A 24689-nucleotide genomic window follows, 5' to 3' on the forward strand; every position below is an offset into this window, starting at 1 on the left:
AGAGATGATTGATGAAACGCTGGCTAAACGTGTTATTTTCACTCCTTATGAAACACACCCTTGGAACCATTTTTCAACAACCACCGTTTCTTACTTGATTGATTTCTTTGACAGAACATTAGGAACCCCATCTACCTCTAAAGACAACGACAGTCAAATATGGCCACTTAAAACACTATTTAATGCACTAGGGCTTATCGGATTAGCCATCTTCATTGTCTCTTTTTCGAAATACTTGCTTAGCTTCACGTATTTCTCTCCTCTAAAAACCAAAGAGACCGTCACTATGTTACCCAAACCCAGCAAACGTGAATACGCTTGGTTCTGGCTATCGTCATTCACTTTAGTTGGGCTATCTTACTGGGGTTATGTCACCATGTATGGGTGGTCATCCAGCATTCAGCCAAGCTGGTTACTACAATCCCCTGTCTTTTTTATTGGGATTTGGAGTGCCTTTATGGGGCTAATGACCATCATTATGCTCGGAATAAGTAGTCTCTTTTTTCCAAAATTTGATATTATCAAAGCGCGAGGTTTAGTACTAAAGAGAGCACTCTGGATACCGACCCTGCTTTTCTCATTGTATGTCGTTATCGCTGTCTTTATGTTGGTTTTTCTCGCCGATTACCTCTTCCAAACCGACTTTCGCTTATGGTTAATTGCCTTTAAAGCATTTGAAGCAGATAAAATTAGTTATGCCTTAAGCTTCTTACCGTTATTCTTATTGTTTTACATACCCAATAGTATTGCAATCAATGTATTTAACCATTTTAAGATGACCAGATTTAAAGCTGTCAATATTGCTGTACTATCCCTTTTTAATGGGTTGAGCATGTTGGTATTAGTCATTTTGAATTATATGATATTTTTTAGTACTGGAGAGCAAAGTTTGATTGGCGGTGTCTCAATCTTAGGTATTTGGGCGATACCGATGGTGATTATTCTTCCTCTTGCAGCCATCCTATCAAGGAAGTTATATCTTGCCACAAATAACCCGTATTTGGCTGGCTTTATTTCTGCTCTTATTGTTGCAATGATAAGTAGTTCAAATACCTTAACAACCTTAAATTAATCCTACTGAAATTAAGTAATTCATTACTATTATTGCTCAATTTCTTTTTACTTTTGTAATGGTCTACTAATATTGGAGACTCATTAAGCCACTTTCTTTAATTGCATATATTTTTCGCTTCACTTTAAACCTCATAATAATGGTTATAAGGCTTAATAAGTCTCCAAGATCATCCTACCATTACACTTTTCGGATTACTTCTATACCCTTCTTACTTGAAGTTGCTAGGTTGCTGGCTACGCTCATTCGCCCCAATCATATAGTACACCTATACTCATGAGGCCTCATTCACTTGCCGCCTACTAGCCACTCCAATTACTTTGGGTATATGTTATTTTTTCAAGCTAAATACTTGCCGACTTCCAACGATGCAATACATCAATCATCAGCTGTATTTGACTCTAAATGAAGGAATGCTGCACCACGAACTCCACCAGAATCTCCATGTTTCGCTTTTAAAATTTGAGGTGGTTTTGAAACTGATAAGAGGTGCTTTTGCATACGTATTGGGATTTCCTGATAAATTAAATCAAAATTAGATAGCCCTCCCCCTAATACTATTACATCAGGATCTATTGCTGTACATAAGTTAGCAAAGCAAATAGCGAGTAACTCCATAAATCGGTCAACAAATTCGATTGCTTGGCTATCACCATTATTGTAATTTTTAATAATTTTTACAGCAGACAATTGCTCCCCGTAATAATGGAGGTATAGTTGTTCAAAGCCTCTTCCAGATAAGTAATTATCCATGCAGCCTTTATTACCACATCCACAAGTAAACAACGGTGGATTGCTACCTAAATGAAACCAAGCATCAATTGGGAGTCTTACATGCCCTACCTCACCAGATACATGATTTGATCCTGTAAAAATTTCACCATCAAGAACTAATCCCCCTCCAAAACCAGTACCTAATATTAAACCAGCTATACATTTATGGTGTTGTAAAGAGGTATCCCAAGCTTCAGATAGAGCAAAGCAGTTAGCATCATTTTCTATTAACACTTTACGGCCAATAGTTTTTTCTAAATCTGTTTTTAATGCCTTATTATTTGCAGCTGGAACATTAACGGTTAGAATCAAACCTGTTTCAGGGTGCTCTATACCTGGTAAACCAATACCAACAGTGCCTTCTTCATCAAAGATTTGATCATGTTTTTTTATCAATAAATGAATTGTCTCAATTAATAGGTTGTAATCATTAATTGGTGTTGCTACTCGTTCTGTTGCTATACGCCTTAATGAACTATCAAACGCACCAAATTCAATTTTAGTACCACCAATATCAAAGCCATAAAGCATGAAACACTCCATTTTAAAAGTTAGTATAAAAATATCTTTATAAATAAAATTATTATATTTAATTATTTTCTATGAAATAAGTAAATAAAAGACAATCTATATATTACTTTTAAAAAAGTAAATATATAGATTATCAACGTTACAAGTTACCGATTATATTTATTTTTGATTTAATTAGAATTAACTTGTGCTACAGCTTCTCTGGTTAAACGAGCTAGCTCATCCCACTCACCCGCTTCAATCAGCTTCTTATCAACCATCCATGTGCCACCACAAGCTAGAACACGAGGGATCGCTAAATAATCGTGAATATTTTTAGGGTTAATACCACCTGTCGGCATGATGCTAACAGCTGTGTAAGGAGCAAGCAGTGATTTCACCATATTTACACCACCAGAAGCTTCAGCAGGGAAGAACTTTAATGTTGTAAGTCCCATTTCCAGAGCGGCTTCAACGGCACTTGGGTTGTTTACACCTGGAATAATATCAATGCCGATCTCTTGACATGCTTTTACGGTATTTGGATTAAAGCCAGGAGAAACAACAAAGGTTGCCCCAGCATCTTTAGCAGCTTGAGCTTGTTCACGGTTAAGTACCGTTCCAGCTCCAATTAGCATCTCAGGGTAAGCTTCACGAAGTAGGCGGATCGCTTCAACTGCTGCGTCTGAACGGAAGGTGATTTCAGCCGCAGGTAGACCATTCTCTACCAGTACTTTACCTAATGGAAGAATATCTTCTGCCTTATCAATGGCGATAACTGGGATCACTTTAAGCAATTGTAATTGTTGATTAATGGTAGACATGATATCTCTCTATAATTTGGTTACGGTATCGGTGGCGCTTTTACTGATAATCGCCCCTTTATGTTGAATCACGATACCTGCAAGTGCATTACCACGTTGGCTCGCGTCACTGATTACTGCGCCTTGTAAATAGTGAGCTAAAAAACCACCATTAAAGGAGTCACCTGCAGAGGTTGTATCTACCACATTTTGAACGGGCGTTGTCGCTACAGAAATCGGTGCATCCTGTGTAGAAAAATCTTGAGTGAGACAACCTTCAGCACCCAGTTTAATCACAGCTTTTTTAACCCCTGCTTTTTGGAGACGAACTAATGTCTCTTGAGGCGTATTATCTCCCCAAAGTTGTTGTTCATCATCAAAAGTTACCAATGCCAGATCTGTGGTTTGATACATCAATTGGTAACAATCTTTGACTGTTTGATCGTTATCATTTTGTGGCCATAGTGAGGCTCTAAAGTTACTATCAAATCCAATTTCTACCCCATTTTCGCGCAGTTGAACAAGTAAAGTGAGTAGTTTTTGACGATCTTCATCAGGCAAAATAGCTAAGCTAATACCGCTTAAAAAGACCATATCCATTGTCTTTAGCTGTTCAGCATGACTTTCAAACTCAGGATGTTGAAGTAGATAACGCGCAGGAGATTGATTACGCCAGTACAAAAAGGTACGTTCACCCTCATCATCAAGTTGGATCAGGTAAAGTCCCGGTGTTCTTACTTTGTCTTCTAATACAAAACGAGTATCTATCCCTTCTTGTTGCCAATGAGCTAGCATACCTTGACTTAATGGATCACTACCAAGTGCTGAAACGTAGGAAATACGAACAGGAGTTTCTATATTTTCAGATTTGTCTGGCAAGCTACGCGAAAGGTAAATAGCCGCATTGAGTGTATCTCCCCCAAAAGTTTGATGCATATTACCAAACGGTTTACCATTTAGTTCTATCATACATTCACCAATAATTGCGATGTTTTTCATGGCATTTGTCATCTTATCTAAAAGTCATTCACAACGTTGTATTAGGTATAAAAAAATAGATTAATAATATCTATTCATTAAATATTAGTCATTACTCGTTAATAATTTACAAGACCTAATAAATACAGACTATATCACACTCTAAATTGAAGAAAATAATAGAGCAGTCTAAAGAATAAAAAGTATATTTAAATAGAAATTTGCAAAATAAAAATAGAAAGCCGCCTTATATATTATATAAGGCGACAGATCGTATTAAATATTAATTTATCTTAATCAATTAAACTTCTCACATACTCAGCCAGAGTTGGCTCTTGGCAATTTTCAAAGAAACAAGCTTGGAACTGAGAGCTGCCTACCGCAGTTTTTACAAGTTCTTGATCCATGGCTTTTAAACCTGTAAGAATATCCTGAGTTACAGCTGCTTTTACATCATTTAGAATTGACGCATTTTGTTTCTGAGGCGCAGCACGTTCAATAGGGTAGCCTTGCCCTCTTTCACCTGTAAATGCTTTTTCAAATATATAACGAACATTAAGCTCGCCAGCCCAACCGAAGCCTTTTGCAAAAGCCAATGATAGTGCATTACCATTATTGATTTGATTAAATAAGAAAGCATCTGATGGCTCTAAACAGTAACCACAATTCACTCCTGGATGGATATTACATGACATCATCGCCCCTTGACCTGTTCCACAACCAGTAACAACAAAATCAACAGCTTTTGAATTCAGCAATAAGCTTGCCATAATACCAAGATGAATGTATGTCAGGTGATGATCGTTTTCATCTAACATACCTGCATTGTAGACATCATGTCCAAGTGTATTTACTGCAACTTCATTGAGTTCTTTTGCTACCATAGCATTCTTAGGTGCTTGGCTATTTTCCATCATTAATGCGATTTTCATTTTTTCTTTTCCTCTTTTAAAATTTAACGTGCTAACCAACCACCATCAACTGCTAGCGTATAACCATTTACATACGCTGCAGCATCAGAAGCTAAAAAGATTACCGGCCCACTTAGATCTTCTGGCAGACCCCAACGCTCTGCTGGAATACGTGAAACAATTTCTGCATTTCTTTTCTCATCAGCTCGTAAAGCTGCTGTATTATCTGTTGCCATATATCCAGGAGCAATTGCATTTACATTAATGTTGTGTTTCGCCCATTCATTTGCCATTAAACGAGTCAAGCCCATTACTGCACTTTTGGATGCAGTATATGATGGTACGCGGATCCCACCTTGGAATGAAAGCATAGATGCAATATTTATAATTTTGCCGCCACTATTTTGTTTAATAAACTGTTTAGCCACAGCTTGTGAAAAGAAGAATACCGTTTTTGCATTAATATCCATGACGTCATCCCAATCTTTTTCTGTAAAATCAACAGAATCAGCTCGACGGATAATACCGGCATTATTGACAAGGATATCAATTTTTCCAAATGTATTAACAGCTTGATCCACGATCTCGCCAACAGAAGATTGATTAAATAGATCTGCACGAACATCTAAGAACTTTCTGCCTAAATCATGAACTAAGCCTTGTGTCTCTGTTGGTTCAGAAACATTAACACCTACAATATCACATCCAGCAGATGCTAATGATACAGCCATTGCTTGCCCTAGCCCTGTATTACATCCTGTAACGATGGCTACTTTTCCATTTAAATCAAACTTATTATTTATCATTAAAATCACTTTTTTTTATGGTTTATTAATTACTTGCTGTAAATTCACTAATTAAAATATGTTTTCCACGTTTTAATTTAGTTAACAAAAATGGCACCGTCGCTCTAGGATGCACAATATTGGTATGTATGCGTATAGAAGATAATGCTTCCTTCTCATACTTATCCAAACTTTTAATAACAGATTGCTGTTCTTCTGCTTGAACTTCAATTGTCGGAGATGTTCTACTTTCTTTTACAATCGTTGGCTCTTGATACCAATGACCTACTGCATAACCAGTCTCAACAACCCAAGCATCATTTAACAACTCAAATGTATGTTTTCTTATAGATTTGCCATTATCACAAACGGTAATTTCAGTTTCGACTTCGACTACCCCAGTGCTCCATACTGTTGTCATAATATTATTATCAACAGTCGTTTTGATGTTTGTATGTCGCATTTGCCAATTCACTCCGGAATCGAAACTAAATGCCAGAATATTATCTCCAAAACTTAATGTATCTGCATATAATAAAGAGTGAGTATCAACCCCAGTCCAAGTTGTATAAGCAAATTTATTATATTTGTCTTTCTGAAATAAAATATTTATGGGCCCAGAAAAATGAACAATTGATTCACCGTTAACTCTTTGAGCAATACTTTGGCTAGAAGGCATAGAATAAATATCTTCCTGTACCGAAAGAGGAAGTGGTTCTAACTGCCAAAATTCAGCATCATCTGGTAAACATAGTGGCAAAAATGCTTTCATACACCAATATGGCGATGTAGGTGAATTATATGATTCACACATCATTAAGTTTGGATATGAATACCCTCGAGTTAAAAGACCTTGAGCATCAAAGATAGGTTGATCTGCCCACACTTTGATTTGTCTTTCCCACAGTCCTCTTATCTCTTTTACCTTTGATGTATTGAATTCTACAAGTGACAAAGCTCCCCAAAATGCTGATGTTGCAAAACGATAAACCATCGAACGACCTAATGGAAGAACCTCTCCTTTATCAGAAAACCAGTATTTAAAAGGTTCAAAAAATTCTTTCGCTCTTGCTTTAAATAGTGCAGTTAACCTTGGGTTTGGTTGTTTTACAAAGGTTGAATATAGAATACTGTAGTAATGTATTGCATAAGCACCATAATGGTCGACAGTATTAACATCGCCATCACCATACCAACCATCACCTAAATACCAGCTCTCTATTCTTTCAAAATACGTATTCTGGATTTCATCATCAACAAGATCATATCTTCCAATATTTTTTAAACCCTCTTGAACAAGAATTGTAAAGAACAACCAATTATTTGGTGGCATCTTTTTAAATTGAATCGGTGCTAACCAATTAACTAGATTTTCTTTTTGCTGATCAGTTAATAGCGTATAACTAAACTCAGGAAGCGTAAGCAATAAAAAACCAATAACAGCCATTTCAACTGAACGTTGATCTATGTCTCCTACATGTCCCCAAAAATTAGGGTGCTGTGGATCAGTACCTTCTATAATTGCTTTTTGAATCACCGGCCAATGGTGGAATTCACCGCCACCTAAAACCAAAGGAATAATTCCCCATAAAGGTCTTACAGCACCTTCTAAAGAGCTAGCTTTCATATCAAACCATGCACCACCTGTTCCAAAATCAATCAGGGCACTTTGTGCATTGTAATAAGGAAGAATTGGCTCAAATAAATCATTTACTAACTTTTGATAGTCTTTTTTAGTTTTTAATTCGTTATTGCTAAATGGAGTTGTTATCATTTTAATTTAGTCCAAAGAATTGAGGTAACGCCAAAGACAATACAGGGAAATAAGTTATTAGTAATAAACCAATAATTTGCACCAAAAATATAGGTAATAATGGTTTGATAACCTTAGTTATTTTCTCACCCGATATTCCACAAGATACAAACAAAACAGTTCCAACTGGTGGGGTTACGACACCCATAGATAGGTTGTAAACCATAATGACACCAAAGTGTACTGGATCAACACCTAGCCCTGTAACAATAGGATATAAAATCGGTGTAAATATTAATAATGCAGGTGACATATCCATAAAAACACCCACAATTAATAATGTAATATTGATTAAAGCTAATATGACATATTTATTATCACTGAAGCTTATTAGCATTTCCGCAACAGTATCAGGGATAAATGCAAAGGTCATACTCCAACTCATGACACTGGAACAAGCAATCAAAAATAAAATCACTGCAGAACTCAATGCTGAGTCATATAATATTTTACTTAAGCTTTTCCAAGTAATTGTTTTATACATTATAGAAAGAAGTAAACTATAAATAACAGCAATACCAGAAGCTTCAATTGCTGTGAAAACACCGCCAATAATTCCGCCAATCACAATAATGATCAGCATTAAACTAGGTAACGCTCCCCATAATACATTTAAAAATGAATTTAAATCAATCGAACTTTTTGATACAGGATAATTATTCTTTTTAGCATAAATCGCAGCAACAATCATAACACTCAAGCCGATAATTAAGCCTGGTATATAGCCAGCTAAAAATAATGCTGCGATAGATGCACCACCACCAGTAATCAATGAGTAAACAATAAATACGCCAGTTGGTGGAATTAGCATTCCTGATATTGATGATGCTGCATTAACAGCTGTAGTAAAAGGCATATCATACTTTTTTTCTTTTGCCATTGGCGTAATAATGCCACCAATAGCTGTTGCAGCGGCTATTGCAGAGCCGGATAAAGAGCCAAATAGCATATTTGCAACAATATTAGTTTGCCATAAACTACCCGGAATTCTTCGCCCTATTAACATCGCAAAATTAATTAATCGTCTTGCAATACCACCTTGATTCATTATGTTACCAGCAAGAATAAAAAATGGTAGCGCAAGAAATCCAAAATTATTAAGTGATGAAAACAGTGTTTCACCAGTAGTTGTAACCAATTCAGAAAAATTCATTTGCAAGCTTAAAGTCATTAATCCTGCAATACCTAAACCTACAGCAATAGGTGTACCAATTAATAAGAAAAAGAAAAAAGATAAAAATAGGACAAAAAATGAAATTATTTCAATATTATTTTCAATATAGTCCATTGATGCTGAATTATCTTTGATAAACGTATAACCAACTAGCAATAAACATAATACAATAGAATATTTTATTGTTTTGATTTTATTTTTTTTATTCTTTGTAAATAGCTTATTCAATTGAATTATATATGAAAGACAAATAACCAAACCAAGAATAATAATAACAGATTGTAATAATCCGTGATTCATTTTTAAAATAGGTGTAAATGATTGGTTATCCAGTCCTAAAAATCCACTATAGGCAACAATTCCGCCAAAAAAAATTGAAGTAATAACTGTAATAATAGCAAGGGTATCTTTTTTACTTTCAGATACGTTATCAACGATAATCGGTAAATTTAAGTGTTTAGACTCTAAAAAACAGATTGATGCACCCAGCAATCCTAACCAAATCAACATATAAGTTAATAACTCAGATGATACATTACTTGGTGAGTTTAGTATATATCGACAGAATACTTGATAAACAATTAAAACACTCATCAAACCTAACGTCATTACAAGAATAGGTTTTAATAATTGAATAATCAACTTATCTAAATTTTTAAACCATGAAGAATTATCACATTCATTTATAATATTATTAATCATAATAGGCTCTTATTTGTATAAAGGGGTATAAGTTATACCCCCTCAAACTTCAATAATTAATTTCTTCCTTGAAGTGCAAAAATGGTATTCAAGAGGTCTTTCTTAGCAGGATCGTTCATTGCATCTTGATACATTGGTTGCACAGCTTTCACAAATGGGTCAATATCAATGTCATTAATTTTAACACCTAATTTATCAATAGCGATTTGTTCAGAGTTAGCCATGCTATCATCAACAAAAGTTAAGGACTTATGACTTACTTTATTGAATTCATCTGAGACTATTTTGAAGTCTTCTGGAGAAACTTTTGTTTTAAATTTATCACTGAATACAACGTAATCACTTAACCTAGTATGGTTAGTATGGGTACCGTACTTTGTCACTTCGCCATATTTGATTTCCCAAAGAGCAGCAACGCCACCTTCTGCACCATCAATCACACCTTGTTGAAGTGCAGGGTAAACTTCACTGAAGGCCATTGGTGATGGAACTGCACCAAAAAACTCTAGCATTTTGATGTAGTTTTCACTTCCCATTGTACGAATTTTTAACCCTTTTAAATCAGCCATCGTTTTAATTTCTTTCGATGTCATAATGCCTCGAAAGCCATTACTCAAAAAGCCTAGAGGATTAAGTCCTTTAGCCGATAGCGCATCATCAATTTGAGTTTTTACATTTTCATCGAACATAGTAGTGTTATATTCATCTAATGATCTGAAAACATATGGTAAATTTAAAACGCCAATCTCAGGTGCAATATTTTCAAGTGTCGCTGTATTAGTCATACCTAGAGAAATAACACCACTCTGCACTTTTTGAAGATAATCACTTTGATTACCTAATGTACCGTTCCAAAAAATTTTAAACTTTACACGCCCATCGGTTTCTGCTTTTACGTTATCTGCAAATTCTTGCAATAATACACCTGGCGCTCCATCACTTGGAATATTTGTCGCAAACTTATAAAGCTTTGCAGAGGCCGTAGTTGAAAATGCCAAACAGACCGAAGTAAGAAGTAATGCTTTTTTTAAATTCATAATTGAAATTTCCTTATAGATAGTCCTGATTACCAAAATAATTTATTGTGCCCAAGAGATCTTAATACTGCTTCAAAATAGTAGTAATCACCATATGGGAGCATCGCATTAGCTAAAAATTGTTTATCTAACTGGTGGGCTTGATGAACATACGACGCGGCATCACTTAGTAATCCTTGTGCATCTTCATTGCTTGTTAAGTCATAATTATGTCTTAAAGCCATTAACATTTTTTCCCCAAATGCTTGGTACTTTTTAGCTAATTCGGACTTCCCTTGTTTTTCCAATACCTCAGATAAAAGGTATAGGCCAGCAGCAGTAATAGAGCCTGCAGAGGTATCTTTATACTGCACCTCGCTTTCAGGTAAGCGATAATCCCAAACAGGTACGTTGTCATCTGTAATATGTTCCATAACAAAATCTGACAACTTCATACTTAACTCAGAATAACGACTATCCCCTGTCATTAATGCCATCTGTGCAAAGCCATGGATAGCCCATGATTGCCCTCTCGACCAACATGACTCATCAGCATAGCCTTGAAATGTACGACCTTGTATAGGTTGATTAGTTTTTGTATCAAAATCATAAGTATGGTATGTACTAAAATCATCTCGAACTAAATACTTCAATGATGTTTCAGCTTGTCTTATCGCAACTTCTTTATATGATTCAATATTTGTTTCTGAGTATGCCCACATTAATAATGATAAATTTTGCATACAATCAATAATAATTTTACCTTGAACGAGTTCAGCATGCTCTTGCCCTTCTGTTCCTGCAGTCCAAGCTACAAGGTAATTACCATTCCAGTTAAAACGGCTACGTAATGCATCAGCGGCTTTTAATGCCATCGTTCTCGCTTTTTCATTACCCGTTAATTTATAGTCTGCAACGGCAGTTAAAGAGAATTCAAAGCCCAAATCATGATTTAGCCACATAGGGTTATTAAGAATTTTATCAAAATGAGCATAACGCATACGAGCCATATTTTTATATTCTTGTTTCCCTGTCAGCATGTAAGCTAACCATAGCTCGCCAGTCCAAAAAGAGTCAGTCCAAAAATAATCATCTTCAGGATAAAGCCAAGTAAAATCTTCAGGCCCCGCGCCAACCATAGGATTTCTATTTCCAATAATAGAGGAATTACGCTCGATACTGCTTAAAATATCTTTTTTTAGTTCTATTTTTTCTTTCAACATAAACCTTAACTTTCCTAGTATTCAACAAGGTGCTCTTCTAATGAGTTGACTTTAATTTATTATTACCTGCAAATACGTGATGTAGATCACACCCAATGAAACGAAACATTTTGATGAGTTGTTTCATTGGGTGTAAGATAAATTTTGTGATCTTAATCGAGGGAATAAGGACTAAACAATGAGTATTGAGAGAATTGCTAAAATCGCAGGTGTATCCAAAGCGACAGTTTCTAGAGCTATAAATACCCCATCTATCGTAAAACCAGAAACTGTCGAAAGAGTGAATCAGGCTATTGAAGAAATTGCTTACAAACCTAGAATAAAAAAAACATTATCAATCAACATTTATTTTAATAAGTTAACTATTATCATTCACTCTTCAGTACTACAACCTCATAGCTTCTATTTCACTATCTATGAGTTTTTAAAAAAAGAGGCTGATAAGCTTGGTCTTTCTGTGGATACAATCATTGTTAACTCCGATAGTGAAATCACTTCAATTGCAAGTAAAATAAAGCATTCCGAAGCAATTATTATTGCCGGTATAAATAGTAATGAGTTAAATGACGTTCTTCACAGCTTAAAAACGCCATCAGTTCTCATTAATTGCTTCGATGATTTAATGAGATTAAGCAGTATTAGTCCTGATTACGAGTTAGGTGGTTTTCTTATTGGTCAAAACTTAATACAAAATGGTTATAAAAAAACAAAAATACTTACAACAATCCCTCGTTTAACCATACAGCAACGAGTCGATGGTTTCTCTCGAGCAATGAAAATACATGAACAAGATTTTGATCAAGCTAAAGATATTATTGATATTCGTGACTATGCTGATCCCCAAATTCTCACACTAATGAATAATGACACTGCAGGCCAAGACTTAGGAAGTAGTTTTGTTATGGATAAAATCGTAGACTCAGGAATACTACATGATTGCGATGCAGTTTTTTGTATCTGTGATTTAATGGCTATAGCTCTTATTCAGTCTTTAAAATCAAAAAATATAGCGGTTCCAAAAGATATCGCCATCGTTGGGTTTGATGACTTAGATATATCATCTCTCATCACACCAGCTCTATCTACAGTTAGGCCTGAGTACTCAAATCTAGCAAAATCAGCAATTTACAAGTTAGCACGTTTAAGTAATGATCCACAAGAGCCAATGGTCCGCTCTTATACTGCAGTTAATTTTATCGAAAGACTATCTACTTATCAGTAATTAGTAAACGCCAGTTAATCAGCGCATTAAAAATGAGAAACAAAATCATCATTTTTTACCACGATGAATAACTTCCACTAAACGCTGCGCGTTTTGAAGGAGTTTCAAAAAGAATATCTAATCACCTTTTTAGCTCCGTAGTCGGGACAGGTTTGACTTGGCTTAACTTACTTTGTTGGTACTTCAACAAATTCGCGACTAACTTCTTCCACTTTGTATCGCAGCAAATTAAGAGTCATGGCTGGCTCAGTATTCAGGATTTCCCGATTCAGACCGGCCTTTTGTTTGACCATTTTCCCGTTTTTCTCAACAATACCTTTGGCACTGCGAGTCATGTTCTTAACGGTGAGTTTTTCGGTGGCGATCAATGCCGCCACTTTAATTAATTTTACCGTTTATTTATGAGTAAAATCGGGCCTTTGACGGGCGATTTTCTGGTGGTGTTTGGTAATTTGATGCTTTAATCTTCGCTGGATACGAGTGGCACTTTTTTGATAATACATGAAAACAAGAGCCAGACTTTCCCCCAAAAATATCCCCTAGGTATTACTCCAAAAAGTCTGTTTTAGACTGGCTAAAAAAGAAAGATTTGATTTAATCTACTGATACTTTTCTCTAGCTTTATCATATTTGGATATTATGCAATTACATCAAATTGCATAATTTCCAGCTTATTTTTTAGATAATTACCAATAAAGTATGACTTTTTGCTACGCTATTGATTTACCTCATGACCTAACATCTCTTCACAAACTATATGATCAAACTCCAAGTCAAACTCCCATGCAGTTCTACACGTTCGTCTTAAGTCATGATTAATGAAATCATTAGCTAAACGATGATTAAGATCACCAAGATTTTTCTTTAGATCTGATAAAGCATCTTCACAGAATCTCCGATTAAGAGGTTGACCAACTTTGACTAGGGATTCAAATAAATAAGTTTGCCCATAATCTAAATCTTCAATAATATCTTTGGCTAATTCAGGTATTGCTCTTTGTTTTACTTCACCATTCCCTCCTGTTTTATGATTCTCAGGAGGAATAGTCCAAACATTTTTTTCAAAATCAAAGTCAGAAATTTTAGCGATTCTTAACTCAGTCGTCCTAGCTCCAAAAATCGTGAGTAATTGCATAAATTTACTTCGTTTTAAATGCTTTATTCTTGTGATGGCTAGCCATAAAATTCCAATATCCTCAAAAGCAAAAAAATTTCGTCTTACTTTCACAGATCCACCAAAATCTTCAGCTGAATGTCGATCTAATGGATTGATATTGATAATCCTGTTTTTATAGCCATAGCTAAAAACTGATTTTAAAATTGAGAATTGAGTTGAGATCGTAGATGTTACCAAATTAGAGTGTTCAAAGCAGTTAATATCGCGGTAAACCAATCTCGACTTTAGATACTATGAATATTCAGATGCCCAATAATATGCTTAAAATGTTTCGCATAAGCTTTTTGTTGAGCATCTTTGGTATCTGCATTTTGCTTTTTAGATGTGCTAATTTTATACTCAAAAAGATCATTAAAAGTTATAATATCTGAGCCATCATCTTTTTTCCTTGGGTTTTTACCTTCGCTGATTAACTTAGAATATTCATCAGCTAGATCCACAACCCCGGTGATTTTTATTGCTGGATATTTACCTAAACCAACCTTTATAATCTTACCTTTAAAACGAGATCGGTAGTACCATGAAATACCACCAACTTTTGATATTCGAACAAATAAACCTTGTTTATACCTAAAAGACTCAGTTTTCTCTTGTGGTTTACCCAATAATGACTTCAATTTTAAGTCTGTAATCTTCATTTCAGATTTTGCCATGTAATTCTCGGCTCTGTGATACATGAAACCAAAAATAAATGAGATAAAACAATTAACAAGAAATGCCTTCGTTTAAAATTATCATTTGATGTAATACTTTTCGTATACAACACAATATAGACCACAAATGTACCACGCAACAATAGCTTTTAGCGAATAACAATCAATTAAACAAAGTGATAAAAAGAAACAATAAACATTGAAAAATAACAAGAAAAATAATTCAAACCACTGTTTATAAACAAATTAAAAAGATAAATAACGATGGAAAATGATAAATAATGACGAGAACTAACAAAAACAAAAAAAGCATGGACAGTAGGATGAATATCGTCGCATTGACGTGGCCGATCTTTATTGAGGTACTTTTACGTACGGCTTTAAATACCAGTGATGTCTTTATGCTAAGTGGTTATTCAGATAAAGCAGTATCTGCTGTTGGGGTTATCAACCCAATCACTTTCTTTTTTATTATCATCTCCATGATGGTAACAACGGGAACCGGAATCTTAATTGGTCAATATAATGGTGCTTCTCGTTCAAAAGAGGCCGTGCAAGTTGGCATTGCAAGCGTACTTTTAGCTTTAGTGGTTGGTTTATTGTTAGGCCTGATTAGCTACTTTTTCGCTGCTGATATTATTAGGTTATATGATCTAGACGCTGACGTTGCCCAATACGCTTATGACTATTTAATCATTAGTGGCTCTTTAACTATCTTTATCACATTGGGGATTGTCTTTTCGACCATTATGCGAAGTTATGGTCATTCAAAACCACCAATGTATATCAATCTATTTTGTGGTGTATTGAATGTAATGGGTAACTATTGTGCCCTCTATCAACCTTTTGGTTTACCTGTTTATGGGGTTCAAGGAGTGGCTATAGCTACAGTAACCAGCCAAGCTATCGGTGCTCTGATATTATGGGGGGGCATGATAAAATATCGTATTGCACCACCCCTTTCCAAAATAATGTCCGTGCCCACTATTATTTATAAAAAGATATTAAAAATTGGTGTGATGAATGCCAGTGAAATTCTCTCTTACAATTTGTCTCAAATGGCGATTGTTTATCTGGTTGTAAAAATGGGTACAGCTTCACTGACCGCTTTTACTTACGCACAAAATATTAGTCGTCTCTCCTTTGCTTTTGCTCTTGCATTAGGGCAAGCAAGCCAAATCCAAACCAGTTACTTTATCGGCAAAGGACTTGCTGATGAAATATTAAATAAAGTAAAACGTTATTTTGTTGCTGGATTTATCATTTCAACCACAGTGACCCTTATTCTCTTTATTTGGCGCTTTGAAATTTCAGGTTTATTTACTGAAGATCCGGAAGTTATTCTGTTTACCGCAGGTTTAATCACCGCGTCTATTTTTGTAGAAAGTGGTCGAGTTTTTAATCTTATTTTTATTTCTGCTTTAAAAGGCGCAGGCGATATCAAGTTCCCTGTTCAAATCGGTATTCTCAGTATGTGGGGAATAGCTTTTGGTTTTAGTTACCTACTTGGTATTTATTTTGCTCTTGGCGTGATCGGTGTTTGGATCGCGATGGGATTAGACGAATGGGTTCGTGGTTTAATTATGATGCGACGCTGGGGTAAACAAGGGTGGGTTAAGTTCTCCTTGATATAAGCGATAAGCTAAGTAAGCGATTAAAATCTGCTTACTTGGTTTCTCTCATCCATACTTTATAAATACTTTCTTACTTTCCTTTTCATCTCATTCACTACAAACAAATCATTAACAATACAGCATAAAACTTCACAGGATCGTGATTATACATACTTATTTACATATCCATTTCACAATAACTAATCTTTACAACTGCCTTATATTGACTTTTTAGTCATTTTAATTAAATATCCACTCACAATTAATAATTATAATCTGAATATGTCACATACTAATACGGAAGTTACACCTAAAAACAAAACTTGGCAGATGCCAGACACACTAATCCTTATCTTTTTTGTCGCTATCTTAGCTGCGGTTGTCACTTATATTGTCCCTGCAGGTCAATTTGAGAGTCAAGATATCAGCTATATGAGTAATGGTGTTGAAAAGACTCGCAGCGTCATTGACCCTGAATCTTTTGCTTATGCCACCGATGAGAATGGCGATCCTATTTATAAATCTGTTGCCCTTTTTGCAAGTGGTGGTGGTATTGGTCTAATGAACTTTCCTTTTGAAGGGTTAGTTTCTGGATCTAAATGGGGCTCTGCAATCGGCGTTATTATGTTCATGCTGGTGATTGGCGGTGCATTCGGTATCGTTATGCGTACTGGCACCATCGATAACGGTATATTGCGCTTAATCGACAAGACTAAAGGTAATGAATCCCTCTTTATACCGGTACTCTTTTTACTTTTCTCTCTTGGCGGTGCAGTATTTGGCATGGGGGAAGAAGCGGTTGCCTTTGCGATCATTATTGCCCCTCTAATGGTTAGACTTGGCTACGATAGCATAACAACGGTGATGGTGACTTATGTCGCAACACAAATTGGTTTTGCAACATCGTGGATGAACCCCTTCTCTGTTGCAATTGCACAGGGTATTGCAGGCATTCCTGTTCTTTCTGGGATGAATGTTCGTATCGTCATGTGGATTGCATTTACCTTAATTGGTGTTGCATTTACGATGCTTTACGCGAAAAAAATCAAAGCAAATCCTGAGCTTTCTTTTACTAAGCGTTCTGATAAATTCTTTAGAGAACAAGCACTATCTTCTCATGAATCTCGCTGGAACTTAGGTGATACCTTAGTTATCGGTACAGTTATTGCTGCAACAGCTTGGGTTGTTTGGGGCGTTGTCGTACATGCTTGGTATATCCCTGAAATTGCCTCTCAATTCTTTACTATGGGTTTTGTTGCTGGTCTGATTGGTGTCGCTTTCCGTCTTAATGGCATGACACTTAATGACATGGCTGCAGCATTTAAAGAAGGTGCGGCTATCATGCTCCCTCCTGCAATCTTAGTTGGTTGTGCGAAAGGGGTGTTAATCATCCTGAGTGATGGTGGTGGTTCTTCTGATCCTAGTGTGTTAAACACCATTCTAAACAGTGCCGGTGGTGTGATTGGTGGTCTTCCAGATGTGATGGCCGCTTGGTTAATGTATATCTTCCAATCGGTATTCAACTTCTTTGTGACCTCAGGATCTGGTCAAGCTGCATTAACCATGCCGCTTATTGCACCACTGGCTGATATGTCTGGTGTGACTCGTCAGGTTGCAGTTTTAGCATTCCAGTTAGGTGATGGTTTCACCAATATCATTGTTCCAACTTCTGCATCATTAATGGCAACACTGGGTGTTTGTCGTATTGATTGGGGTGACTGGGCACGTTTCTGCTGGCGCTTCTTGCTGCTACTTGTTGTATTATCAAGTGCGGTGGTCGTTTCAGCTCATCTGCTTGGCTTCTCTTAATTAACAAGAGATAGGTAATTGAAAAAGGCAGGGATTAAATCTCTGCCTTTTTTATATTTATCAACAGTTCGAAAGTCACACTTCGTAGAAATACAAACGTAATAAAACATGCACAAATCATGGTATAAATACAGTTGTATATTCCATACCATGCTGATTAAAGGTCAAAAATATGTACGATCATCCTACCCTATCCCAACTCGATACTATAGAGCTCGCTATTGGTACTCATCAATTCTGGTTTCAAACATCCACCAATGGTCTTGGTCAACCTCAGCAGATCCCCGTCATTGTATTTAAGGGCTCAGAGAATGGTAAACGTGTTGTTGTAACCGCAGGTCTTCATGGTGATGAATTAAATGGTATTTTAACCGCTCAACAGCTCATAAGAACTTTAAAATCAACACCTATTGAGGATATTCAAGGGACGATTATTGTTGTTCCAACAATTAATATTTCTGGCGTTTTAGCTCATCATCGCGATTTTATTCCAACCGATCCTGATGCCTCTCCAGTTAACTTAAATCGCCTGTTTCCGGGAGATGAAAAAGGCAACTCAGCGAACCGCTTTGTTGCTCAGATTTGGAAAAACTTACTGTTACCCAACGCAGATATTGCAATTGACCTGCATACTCAAACGACAGGTGCCGTTTATCCACTCTATATCTTTGCTGATTTCCGTCGCCCTGTTGCGCTTGAAATGGCAAAACTAATGAACCCAGACTGTATCTATAATGACCCCGGTGATGCCGGTGTATTAGAGACAACATGGAATGAAAATGGGATTGATGCAATTACCGTTGAAGTCGGTATGGGACGAAATACAGAAAAATCACTGATAGAACGTGCTCACAGCGGAATAGTCAATATACTGATTCAGCATCAAGTATTAGAAGGAGAATTAACGCCAGCGACAGAAGCTTGCTTTATCGGTCAAAAAACAGAAACGATTCGAGCAGAAGTTGGTGGGTTTGCTATTTCACAGGTTGAATTATTACAGCACGTTGAACAAGGAGACCTACTTTCTATTCAACATGATAGCTTTGGTTCTGAAACTGCCCGTTACTATGCACCCATTGCTGGGCAAGTTTTAAGTTACAACTGCGACTCTCTTCGTGAACCTGGAACGCTGATAACCCGTTTACTTATCTCATAATTTTTCTTTTAAAGCGATCATTCAGAGTCATTGATAACTCGTGTTTAAGTATTGATTACTCTGAAACTTCATTCGCTTTTATCAATGCAAAATTACAAATAACGAATGCAAAAACATTTCTAGAACAAATAGGAAAAATAGTTATAATACTCGTCCTAATTTTTGCCTGTTTAATCACTGGAATCCCATTAGATGTTTGAAGTATTAATTCTTGCCGTTGCCTTAAGTATGGATGCCTTTGCTGTTGCTATCGGTATTGGCACTAGAAATCAACAACAAAGATATAAAGTTGCCTTAAAAACAGCACTCTACTTTGGCTTTTTTCAAGGCTTAATGCCGCTATTTGGTTATCTGGGTGGTAATTCTGTTTTTGGTTGGGTTGAGCATTATGCTTCAATTATTGCCTTTGTTCTTCTGCTATTAATTGGCTCAAAAATGGTCTATGAGTCATGTACTAACGATGATGACAATGATGATTTAGCAAAATTAACGCATCGAATACTGTTTACATTAGCAGTTGCAACCAGCATTGATGCAATGGCAGCAGGGTTCTCTTTAACCCTATTACCGGTAGATCCACTTATCTCTTGTTTAATTATTGGTGTTGTTACTTTTATATTTAGCTTTATTGGGGTGTTGATTGGTAATAAGAGTAATCATTGGTTGGAAAGTAAAGCGGAATTATTGGGCGGTGTGATATTGATTATTATGTCGATAAAGATGTTATTTATTTAGTTTTATCGATTTAATACGTATCGTCGATAAAGTAAGCCAAGAAGGCAATGACTGCGAAGCTCTTTCTAGTTGAAAGTATGTAATCGCTATCGTCTTGGCTTTGATCTACTTAAATTTGGATGAAATTGTTACCTTTTTTACGCTGTCTCGTTCAACCAGTGTAGGCTCTAACTGAACCATTAACTCTTCACTATCTGGTTGATTAATCTTATTTAACAGCATATCGATGGCTTGCTCACCTAATCGATATTTCGGTTGATGAATAGTGGTTAACGAAGGGGTAATATAAGAGGCGAGCTTCACATCATCATAACCGATCAGAGACAGGTCATCTGGAATAGAAATACCTAGCTTAGATGCGGCATTGATGACACCCATCGCCATCATGTCATTAAACACAAATAGCGCAGAGGGTAATTGACCTTGCTGATAAAGCTGATTAAATGCGTTATAACCACCTTCACACTCAAAGTCGCCTTCTACTAGCCACTGACGATTAAGGTCCAAACCAGATTCAGACAGTGCTTGTTCTAAACCAGATAAGCGTTGCTGTGATGTTGACCGATTAAGACGCCCAGTAATACAACCAATTTCTCGGTGTCCTTTTTCAATCAAATAACGCCCAGCTAAGTAACCACCAGCGTGAGAATTATCTTTTATTTTATCACAAGGGAAATTGGATGAGCTCCAATCCATCATAACCGTCGGGACGACTGCATGCTGAGAGAACAGATTAAGCCCATAATCATTACACATTAAGAGAAGACCATCGACTTTCTTCTGTAACAAGATATCAAGACTGGCACTCAATCTTTCAACATCACCTTCAGTATTACAGAGAATTAAATTATACCCTTGTTGATAACAACGGTTTTCAACACCTTTTAGGACTTCACCATAAAAAGGATTGGTTGATGTTGTCACTAGCATACCGATAGTTTTAGTATGATTAACTTTAAGGCTTCGTGCTAAGGCCGAAGGGGTATAGTTAAGCTCTTTGACTGCATCCATCACTTTTTGAGCGATCTCATCACTCACATAGCGAGTCTTATTAAAAACATGACTTACGGTGGACGTAGATACTTTGGCTAGCTTTGCGACATCTTTCATGGTTGCCATTTAATATATAACCCTCATTGACACCACATTTATCAAAACCTAAATCTGAGCATCAAACTAGATAGGCAAGTCGACAGCATATTAATAACTATTTTCGACTAAAAAAAGTTCCACTTCTGAATAGGTGGGAATCGATGTTTGTGCGCCCGATTTAGTCACTGAGATGGCAGCAGCAGCATGAGCAAAACGGATCGCTTGATCTAACAATAAACCTTGCTGTAGCCCTGCAAGTAAACCGCCATTAAATGTATCACCTGCAGCAGTCGTATCAACCGCTTTAACGACAAAACCTTTAATTTGTTCGCTAATAGATCCTTGACGGCTGACCCAAACCCCCTCTTTGCCTAAGGTAATCATCACAAGGTCTACACCCATTAAATGAAGCTTATCTGCAGCTTGTTGTGCACTTGCTTGATCAATAACGTTAATCCCAGTAAGTAATTCAGCTTCAGTTTCGTTAGGCGTGATCACATCAATCATCGCCAATAGGTCGGCGGATAATGATTGTGCCGGAGCTGGGTTTAATACAACTTGTGTTCCCGCCTTTGAAGCAATCTTAGCGGCAGCCTCAATGGTTTCCATTGGTGTTTCTAGTTGCATTAATAAAGTATCGGCTTGCTCAATTAAGGCATTATGCTCTGTCAGCCTTTCAACCGTTAAGCTGTCATTCGCTTCAGCAGAAAGTGCAATACTGTTTTCACCAGAAGCGGCCACTTGAATCATCGCTATCCCTGTTGGCTTATTTTCATCGATCATCACTGCATCAACGTTAATACCATCCGCAGCAAAATCTTTAATAATTTGATGACCAAAGTGATCATTACCTACACAGGCAATAAAAGCAATGTCTGCACCTAAACGTGCCGCAGCAACCGCTTGGTTAGCGCCTTTGCCACCAGGAATAACTTGATACCCTTTGCCTAATAATGTTTCGCCAGGACGAGGGAATTGATTAACTTGCAGAACATGATCCGCATTAACACTACCTAAAACCACTAGCTTGTTCATTTTACACCTTTATTAAAATCCATATATTCCCTTCATACTTGAAGTTGCTAGGTTGAGCAAATATTCAACAATTAGAATCAAGAAAGCGTAAAAAATGAGATTGATCTAATGTTTTTTGGGTTTCACGCGATAAAGCCAAATAAAATAACATAAACTAAATCTAGAGTCTGTTGGATCATTGATATCAGATTAAATTGCAGAAATAATCCATAAATAATAAGTGAATGCCACGTTCACTAGGAACAAATACATGTTATTAAAATCAGCAACGCCTTATCCATTAGGTTCGACAATTAGAAATAATGGATGTAATTTTGCAATTCATGCACCACATTGCCAAAGTATTGAACTTGTTATCTTTGACCAACAAGATAATCCAATTACGTATCCTCTTGACCATGAGTATCTAGGTGTTCATTACACCTTTGTTGAAGGCATTTCAGCAGAAACTAAATATGGTTTTAGAGTTATTCAAGATCAAGAGTCTTATCTACTTATTGACCCTTATGCGAAAAAAACAGATAAGAGTGCAACGTATACGGGGCAGTTTACAGCTGAAACAAGCTGGGATTTTGTCAAATCAGTAGTTATTGATGATAACTTTGATTGGCAAGATATCGAACCCCCTTATACTCCCGTCAATGAAACCATCTTATTTGAAGCTCACCCAAAAGGATTGACTAAGCTCAACAACAAAATTCCTGAAGAGCTACGTGGCACATATTTAGGTCTTGCAGACCCCGCCACCATTGATTTTATTAAACAGCAAGGCGTTACCTCTATTCAATTAATGCCGGTTGCAGCTTCTCTTTCTGAGCCTCATTTAGAGAGATTAAATAAAATAAATTACTGGGGATATAATCCATTACTCTTTATGGCACCAGAGCCAAGATATGCAGTCAGTGATCCAGTCAATGAACTCAAAACTGCGATACGAGAACTGCATCGAAATGGTATCGAGGTTATCTTAGATGTTGTCTATAACCATACAGCGGAAAGTGGAAAAGGTGGGCCAATACTTAACCTCAAAGCATTAGATCCTAACTACTATATTCATAATCCAGCCAGTGGTAGTCACTTTAACTACAGTGGTTGCGGCAATACGTTAGATTTAACTCATCAACCCACGTTAAACTTGGTCATGGACTCTTTGCGCTACTGGGTTGAATACTTCCATATTGATGGCTTCCGCTTTGATTTAGCAGCCACACTGGGGCGTCAACGTGAGAACTTTGATTCTCAATCGGCACTATTTAAAGCGATTGCACAAGATCCTATTTTACGAACCACAAAATTAATTGCCGAACCTTGGGATATTGGTCCAAACGGTTATCAACTAGGTCACTTCCCCGACCGCTGGCATGAGTGTAACGATAAATATCGAGATACCACACGTAGTTTTTGGCGTGGTGACAATAACTGTATGAAAGATTTTGCGACGCGACTGATGGGTTCTCGAGATCTCTTTAGTGCAGGGCGCTGGCCTCAGAAATTAACCGTTAACTACATTACTTATCACGATGGCTTTACCTTGCAAGATTTGGTGAGTTATCAAAATAAGCATAATGAAGCCAATGGTGAAGACAATAGAGATGGTCACGGCGACAATCGCTCATCGAACAATGGGATTGAAGGGGTAACAATTAACCCAGCGATTATTAAGCTTCGTCAGCGTCAAAAGCGAAATATGATCACTAGTTTGCTCTTCTCTTTTGGTATTCCTCATCTATTGGCCGTCGATAGTTTTTCTCATAGCCAAAAAGGGAATAACAACGCATATTGCCAAGATAATGAGCTGAGCTGGCCAGACTGGCAATTAGATCCAAAAGCAGAAGATTTTAGCCGATGGCAGAGTCAGATGGTTGAAGCTCGTAAAAAATACATGTTACCTATTATTAATGCCTTCAGCGGAAAAGGAAGAGAGTTACATCGCATCAATTGGCGACGTCCCGATGGTGAAGTGATGACGCATAACGATTGGTTTGATATTCAATCTCTTTCCCTTCATATTGGTTTGGATAAACAAGGCGATGAATTATTGTGGTTAATCAATCCAACCAATATTCCGGTTCGTTATCGATTACCTGCGGGATCTGATTGGCAATTAATCAGTGATACTATCACCAGCGTACTGGGTAAGGAAAACGATAAACATCATCGTGATTATTCACAAGCTGCGCAGTCTATCTCTATTTTTTATCGTCGAGGCGTTGAGTAAAAAAATAGCCTCAAATAGAAAACCTTTACGTAGTAATTACTTTTATTTATAACTATAATTGCTACATTGTTTCTATTTGGTCGTTTATTTGTGAATTCTTTAAGTCGAGATCTTGTTTTGGTTGTTACAGCCTTAATCTTAATCGCTGTAACAACCAATACAGGAAGTGAACCTTACTCGCCTTTCTACTACGCTTTTAAGCTTTGCGTCTCGATTTT

The 24689-nt window shown here is 36.6% G+C and carries 21 protein-coding genes and 1 pseudogene; 7 read left to right on the top strand and 15 right to left on the bottom strand.

Features of this window, described 5'->3' with window-relative positions; all coding sequences use genetic code 11:
• The first annotated feature begins 4 nt into the window (after positions 1-4).
• A complete protein-coding gene (locus L0B53_RS02260; RefSeq protein WP_235059686.1) occupies positions 5-1072 on the top strand; it encodes a hypothetical protein in 1068 nt (355 codons plus the stop codon).
• A 378-nt stretch (positions 1073-1450) separates the two neighbouring features.
• Here L0B53_RS02260 and nagK read toward each other — a convergent pair whose 3' ends face one another.
• The 10 genes and pseudogenes from nagK to L0B53_RS02310 form a co-directional block, all read right to left on the bottom strand.
• Positions 1451-2377, bottom strand: a complete 927-nt coding sequence (gene nagK, locus L0B53_RS02265) for an N-acetylglucosamine kinase (RefSeq protein ID WP_235059687.1) — start codon at positions 2375-2377, stop codon at positions 1451-1453.
• A gap of 170 nt (positions 2378-2547) precedes the next feature.
• Positions 2548-3180: a bifunctional 4-hydroxy-2-oxoglutarate aldolase/2-dehydro-3-deoxy-phosphogluconate aldolase gene (locus L0B53_RS02270; protein ID WP_235059688.1), complete on the bottom strand. Its 633-nt coding sequence runs from the start codon at positions 3178-3180 to the stop codon at positions 2548-2550.
• Between the two features lie 9 nt (positions 3181-3189).
• A complete protein-coding gene (locus L0B53_RS02275) occupies positions 3190-4158 on the bottom strand; it encodes a sugar kinase (RefSeq protein WP_235059689.1) in 969 nt (322 codons plus the stop codon).
• Between the two features lie 272 nt (positions 4159-4430).
• Positions 4431-5069 carry an RpiB/LacA/LacB family sugar-phosphate isomerase gene (locus tag L0B53_RS02280; protein ID WP_235059690.1) on the bottom strand — a complete coding sequence of 213 codons (639 nt, stop codon included), beginning with the start codon at positions 5067-5069 and terminating at the stop codon, positions 4431-4433.
• A 23-nt stretch (positions 5070-5092) separates the two neighbouring features.
• The gene (gene kduD / locus L0B53_RS02285; protein WP_235059691.1) at positions 5093-5854 is read right to left on the bottom strand and encodes a 2-dehydro-3-deoxy-D-gluconate 5-dehydrogenase KduD; all 762 of its coding nucleotides are present in this window, start codon (positions 5852-5854) and stop codon (positions 5093-5095) included.
• A gap of 25 nt (positions 5855-5879) precedes the next feature.
• Complete coding sequence (locus L0B53_RS02290) at positions 5880-7607, bottom strand: DUF2264 domain-containing protein (protein ID WP_235059692.1); 1728 nt, start codon at positions 7605-7607, stop codon at positions 5880-5882.
• Position 7608: 1 nt separating this feature from the next.
• Positions 7609-8913, bottom strand: coding sequence for a TRAP transporter large permease (locus L0B53_RS02295; protein WP_409202790.1), 1305 nt, complete (start codon positions 8911-8913; stop codon positions 7609-7611).
• Positions 8914-9096: 183 nt separating this feature from the next.
• Positions 9097-9522 (bottom strand): annotated as a pseudogene (locus L0B53_RS02300) (TRAP transporter small permease); the annotation flags it as partial.
• Between the two features lie 56 nt (positions 9523-9578).
• On the bottom strand, positions 9579-10559 hold the full coding sequence (dctP, locus tag L0B53_RS02305; RefSeq protein ID WP_235059693.1) for a TRAP transporter substrate-binding protein DctP: 981 nt from the start codon (positions 10557-10559) through the stop codon (positions 9579-9581).
• 29 nt (positions 10560-10588) lie between these two features.
• Positions 10589-11761: a glycoside hydrolase family 88 protein gene (locus L0B53_RS02310; RefSeq protein ID WP_235059694.1), complete on the bottom strand. Its 1173-nt coding sequence runs from the start codon at positions 11759-11761 to the stop codon at positions 10589-10591.
• Between the two features lie 178 nt (positions 11762-11939).
• Between L0B53_RS02310 and L0B53_RS02315 the strand changes: the two genes are divergently transcribed.
• The gene (locus L0B53_RS02315; protein ID WP_235059695.1) at positions 11940-12983 is read left to right on the top strand and encodes a LacI family DNA-binding transcriptional regulator; all 1044 of its coding nucleotides are present in this window, start codon (positions 11940-11942) and stop codon (positions 12981-12983) included.
• Between the two features lie 167 nt (positions 12984-13150).
• Here the strand turns inward: L0B53_RS02315 and L0B53_RS02320 are convergent, their stop codons facing one another.
• The 3 genes from L0B53_RS02320 to L0B53_RS02330 form a co-directional block, all read right to left on the bottom strand.
• Positions 13151-13360: a hypothetical protein gene (locus L0B53_RS02320; RefSeq protein ID WP_235059696.1), complete on the bottom strand. Its 210-nt coding sequence runs from the start codon at positions 13358-13360 to the stop codon at positions 13151-13153.
• Between the two features lie 338 nt (positions 13361-13698).
• Complete coding sequence (locus L0B53_RS02325; RefSeq protein ID WP_235059697.1) at positions 13699-14376, bottom strand: tyrosine-type recombinase/integrase; 678 nt, start codon at positions 14374-14376, stop codon at positions 13699-13701.
• An 8-nt stretch (positions 14377-14384) separates the two neighbouring features.
• Positions 14385-14813: an Arm DNA-binding domain-containing protein gene (locus tag L0B53_RS02330; protein WP_235059698.1), complete on the bottom strand. Its 429-nt coding sequence runs from the start codon at positions 14811-14813 to the stop codon at positions 14385-14387.
• Between the two features lie 323 nt (positions 14814-15136).
• Here L0B53_RS02330 and L0B53_RS02335 point away from each other — a divergent pair, with 323 nt between their 5' ends.
• From L0B53_RS02335 to L0B53_RS02350, 4 genes are all read left to right on the top strand, one after another.
• A complete protein-coding gene (locus tag L0B53_RS02335; protein ID WP_235059699.1) occupies positions 15137-16447 on the top strand; it encodes an MATE family efflux transporter in 1311 nt (436 codons plus the stop codon).
• Positions 16448-16756: 309 nt separating this feature from the next.
• Positions 16757-18235: a putative basic amino acid antiporter YfcC gene (gene yfcC, locus L0B53_RS02340; protein ID WP_409202791.1), complete on the top strand. Its 1479-nt coding sequence runs from the start codon at positions 16757-16759 to the stop codon at positions 18233-18235.
• Between the two features lie 172 nt (positions 18236-18407).
• A complete protein-coding gene (locus L0B53_RS02345) occupies positions 18408-19391 on the top strand; it encodes a succinylglutamate desuccinylase/aspartoacylase family protein (RefSeq protein ID WP_235059701.1) in 984 nt (327 codons plus the stop codon).
• A gap of 192 nt (positions 19392-19583) precedes the next feature.
• Positions 19584-20126, top strand: a complete 543-nt coding sequence (locus tag L0B53_RS02350; RefSeq protein ID WP_235059702.1) for a manganese efflux pump MntP family protein — start codon at positions 19584-19586, stop codon at positions 20124-20126.
• A gap of 105 nt (positions 20127-20231) precedes the next feature.
• On the opposite strand, the gene L0B53_RS02355 is transcribed toward L0B53_RS02350, so the two are convergent.
• On the bottom strand, positions 20232-21245 hold the full coding sequence (locus tag L0B53_RS02355) for a substrate-binding domain-containing protein (protein WP_235059703.1): 1014 nt from the start codon (positions 21243-21245) through the stop codon (positions 20232-20234).
• Positions 21246-21326: 81 nt separating this feature from the next.
• Complete coding sequence (gene rbsK / locus L0B53_RS02360) at positions 21327-22253, bottom strand: ribokinase (protein ID WP_235058876.1); 927 nt, start codon at positions 22251-22253, stop codon at positions 21327-21329.
• A 250-nt stretch (positions 22254-22503) separates the two neighbouring features.
• On the opposite strand from rbsK, the gene glgX reads away from it, so the two are divergent.
• Positions 22504-24471, top strand: a complete 1968-nt coding sequence (glgX, locus tag L0B53_RS02365) for a glycogen debranching protein GlgX (protein ID WP_235058877.1) — start codon at positions 22504-22506, stop codon at positions 24469-24471.
• Positions 24472-24689 lie beyond the last annotated feature (218 nt).

The organism is Vibrio sp. SS-MA-C1-2, from assembly GCF_021513135.1.
GTDB lineage: Bacteria > Pseudomonadota > Gammaproteobacteria > Enterobacterales > Vibrionaceae.

Excerpts from the sequence above, each read along its gene's own strand:
- L0B53_RS02315 (WP_235059695.1), top strand. The coding sequence starts at position 11,940 with ATGAGTATTGAGAGAATTGCTAAAATCGCAGGTGTATCCAAAGCGACA.
- L0B53_RS02355 (WP_235059703.1), bottom strand. The coding sequence starts at position 21,245 with ATGGCAACCATGAAAGATGTCGCAAAGCTAGCCAAAGTATCTACGTCC.
- rbsK (WP_235058876.1), bottom strand. The coding sequence starts at position 22,253 with ATGAACAAGCTAGTGGTTTTAGGTAGTGTTAATGCGGATCATGTTCTG.
- L0B53_RS02290 (WP_235059692.1), bottom strand. The coding sequence starts at position 7,607 with ATGATAACAACTCCATTTAGCAATAACGAATTAAAAACTAAAAAAGAC.
- L0B53_RS02330 (WP_235059698.1), bottom strand. The coding sequence starts at position 14,813 with ATGGCAAAATCTGAAATGAAGATTACAGACTTAAAATTGAAGTCATTA.
- L0B53_RS02310 (WP_235059694.1), bottom strand. The coding sequence starts at position 11,761 with ATGTTGAAAGAAAAAATAGAACTAAAAAAAGATATTTTAAGCAGTATC.
- dctP (WP_235059693.1), bottom strand. The coding sequence starts at position 10,559 with ATGAATTTAAAAAAAGCATTACTTCTTACTTCGGTCTGTTTGGCATTT.
- L0B53_RS02260 (WP_235059686.1), top strand. The coding sequence starts at position 5 with ATGATTGATGAAACGCTGGCTAAACGTGTTATTTTCACTCCTTATGAA.
- kduD (WP_235059691.1), bottom strand. The coding sequence starts at position 5,854 with ATGATAAATAATAAGTTTGATTTAAATGGAAAAGTAGCCATCGTTACA.
- L0B53_RS02335 (WP_235059699.1), top strand. The coding sequence starts at position 15,137 with ATGAATATCGTCGCATTGACGTGGCCGATCTTTATTGAGGTACTTTTA.
- L0B53_RS02275 (WP_235059689.1), bottom strand. The coding sequence starts at position 4,158 with ATGAAAAACATCGCAATTATTGGTGAATGTATGATAGAACTAAATGGT.
- L0B53_RS02350 (WP_235059702.1), top strand. The coding sequence starts at position 19,584 with ATGTTTGAAGTATTAATTCTTGCCGTTGCCTTAAGTATGGATGCCTTT.
- L0B53_RS02270 (WP_235059688.1), bottom strand. The coding sequence starts at position 3,180 with ATGTCTACCATTAATCAACAATTACAATTGCTTAAAGTGATCCCAGTT.
- L0B53_RS02280 (WP_235059690.1), bottom strand. The coding sequence starts at position 5,069 with ATGAAAATCGCATTAATGATGGAAAATAGCCAAGCACCTAAGAATGCT.
- glgX (WP_235058877.1), top strand. The coding sequence starts at position 22,504 with ATGTTATTAAAATCAGCAACGCCTTATCCATTAGGTTCGACAATTAGA.
- L0B53_RS02345 (WP_235059701.1), top strand. The coding sequence starts at position 18,408 with ATGTACGATCATCCTACCCTATCCCAACTCGATACTATAGAGCTCGCT.
- nagK (WP_235059687.1), bottom strand. The coding sequence starts at position 2,377 with ATGCTTTATGGCTTTGATATTGGTGGTACTAAAATTGAATTTGGTGCG.
- yfcC (WP_409202791.1), top strand. The coding sequence starts at position 16,757 with ATGCCAGACACACTAATCCTTATCTTTTTTGTCGCTATCTTAGCTGCG.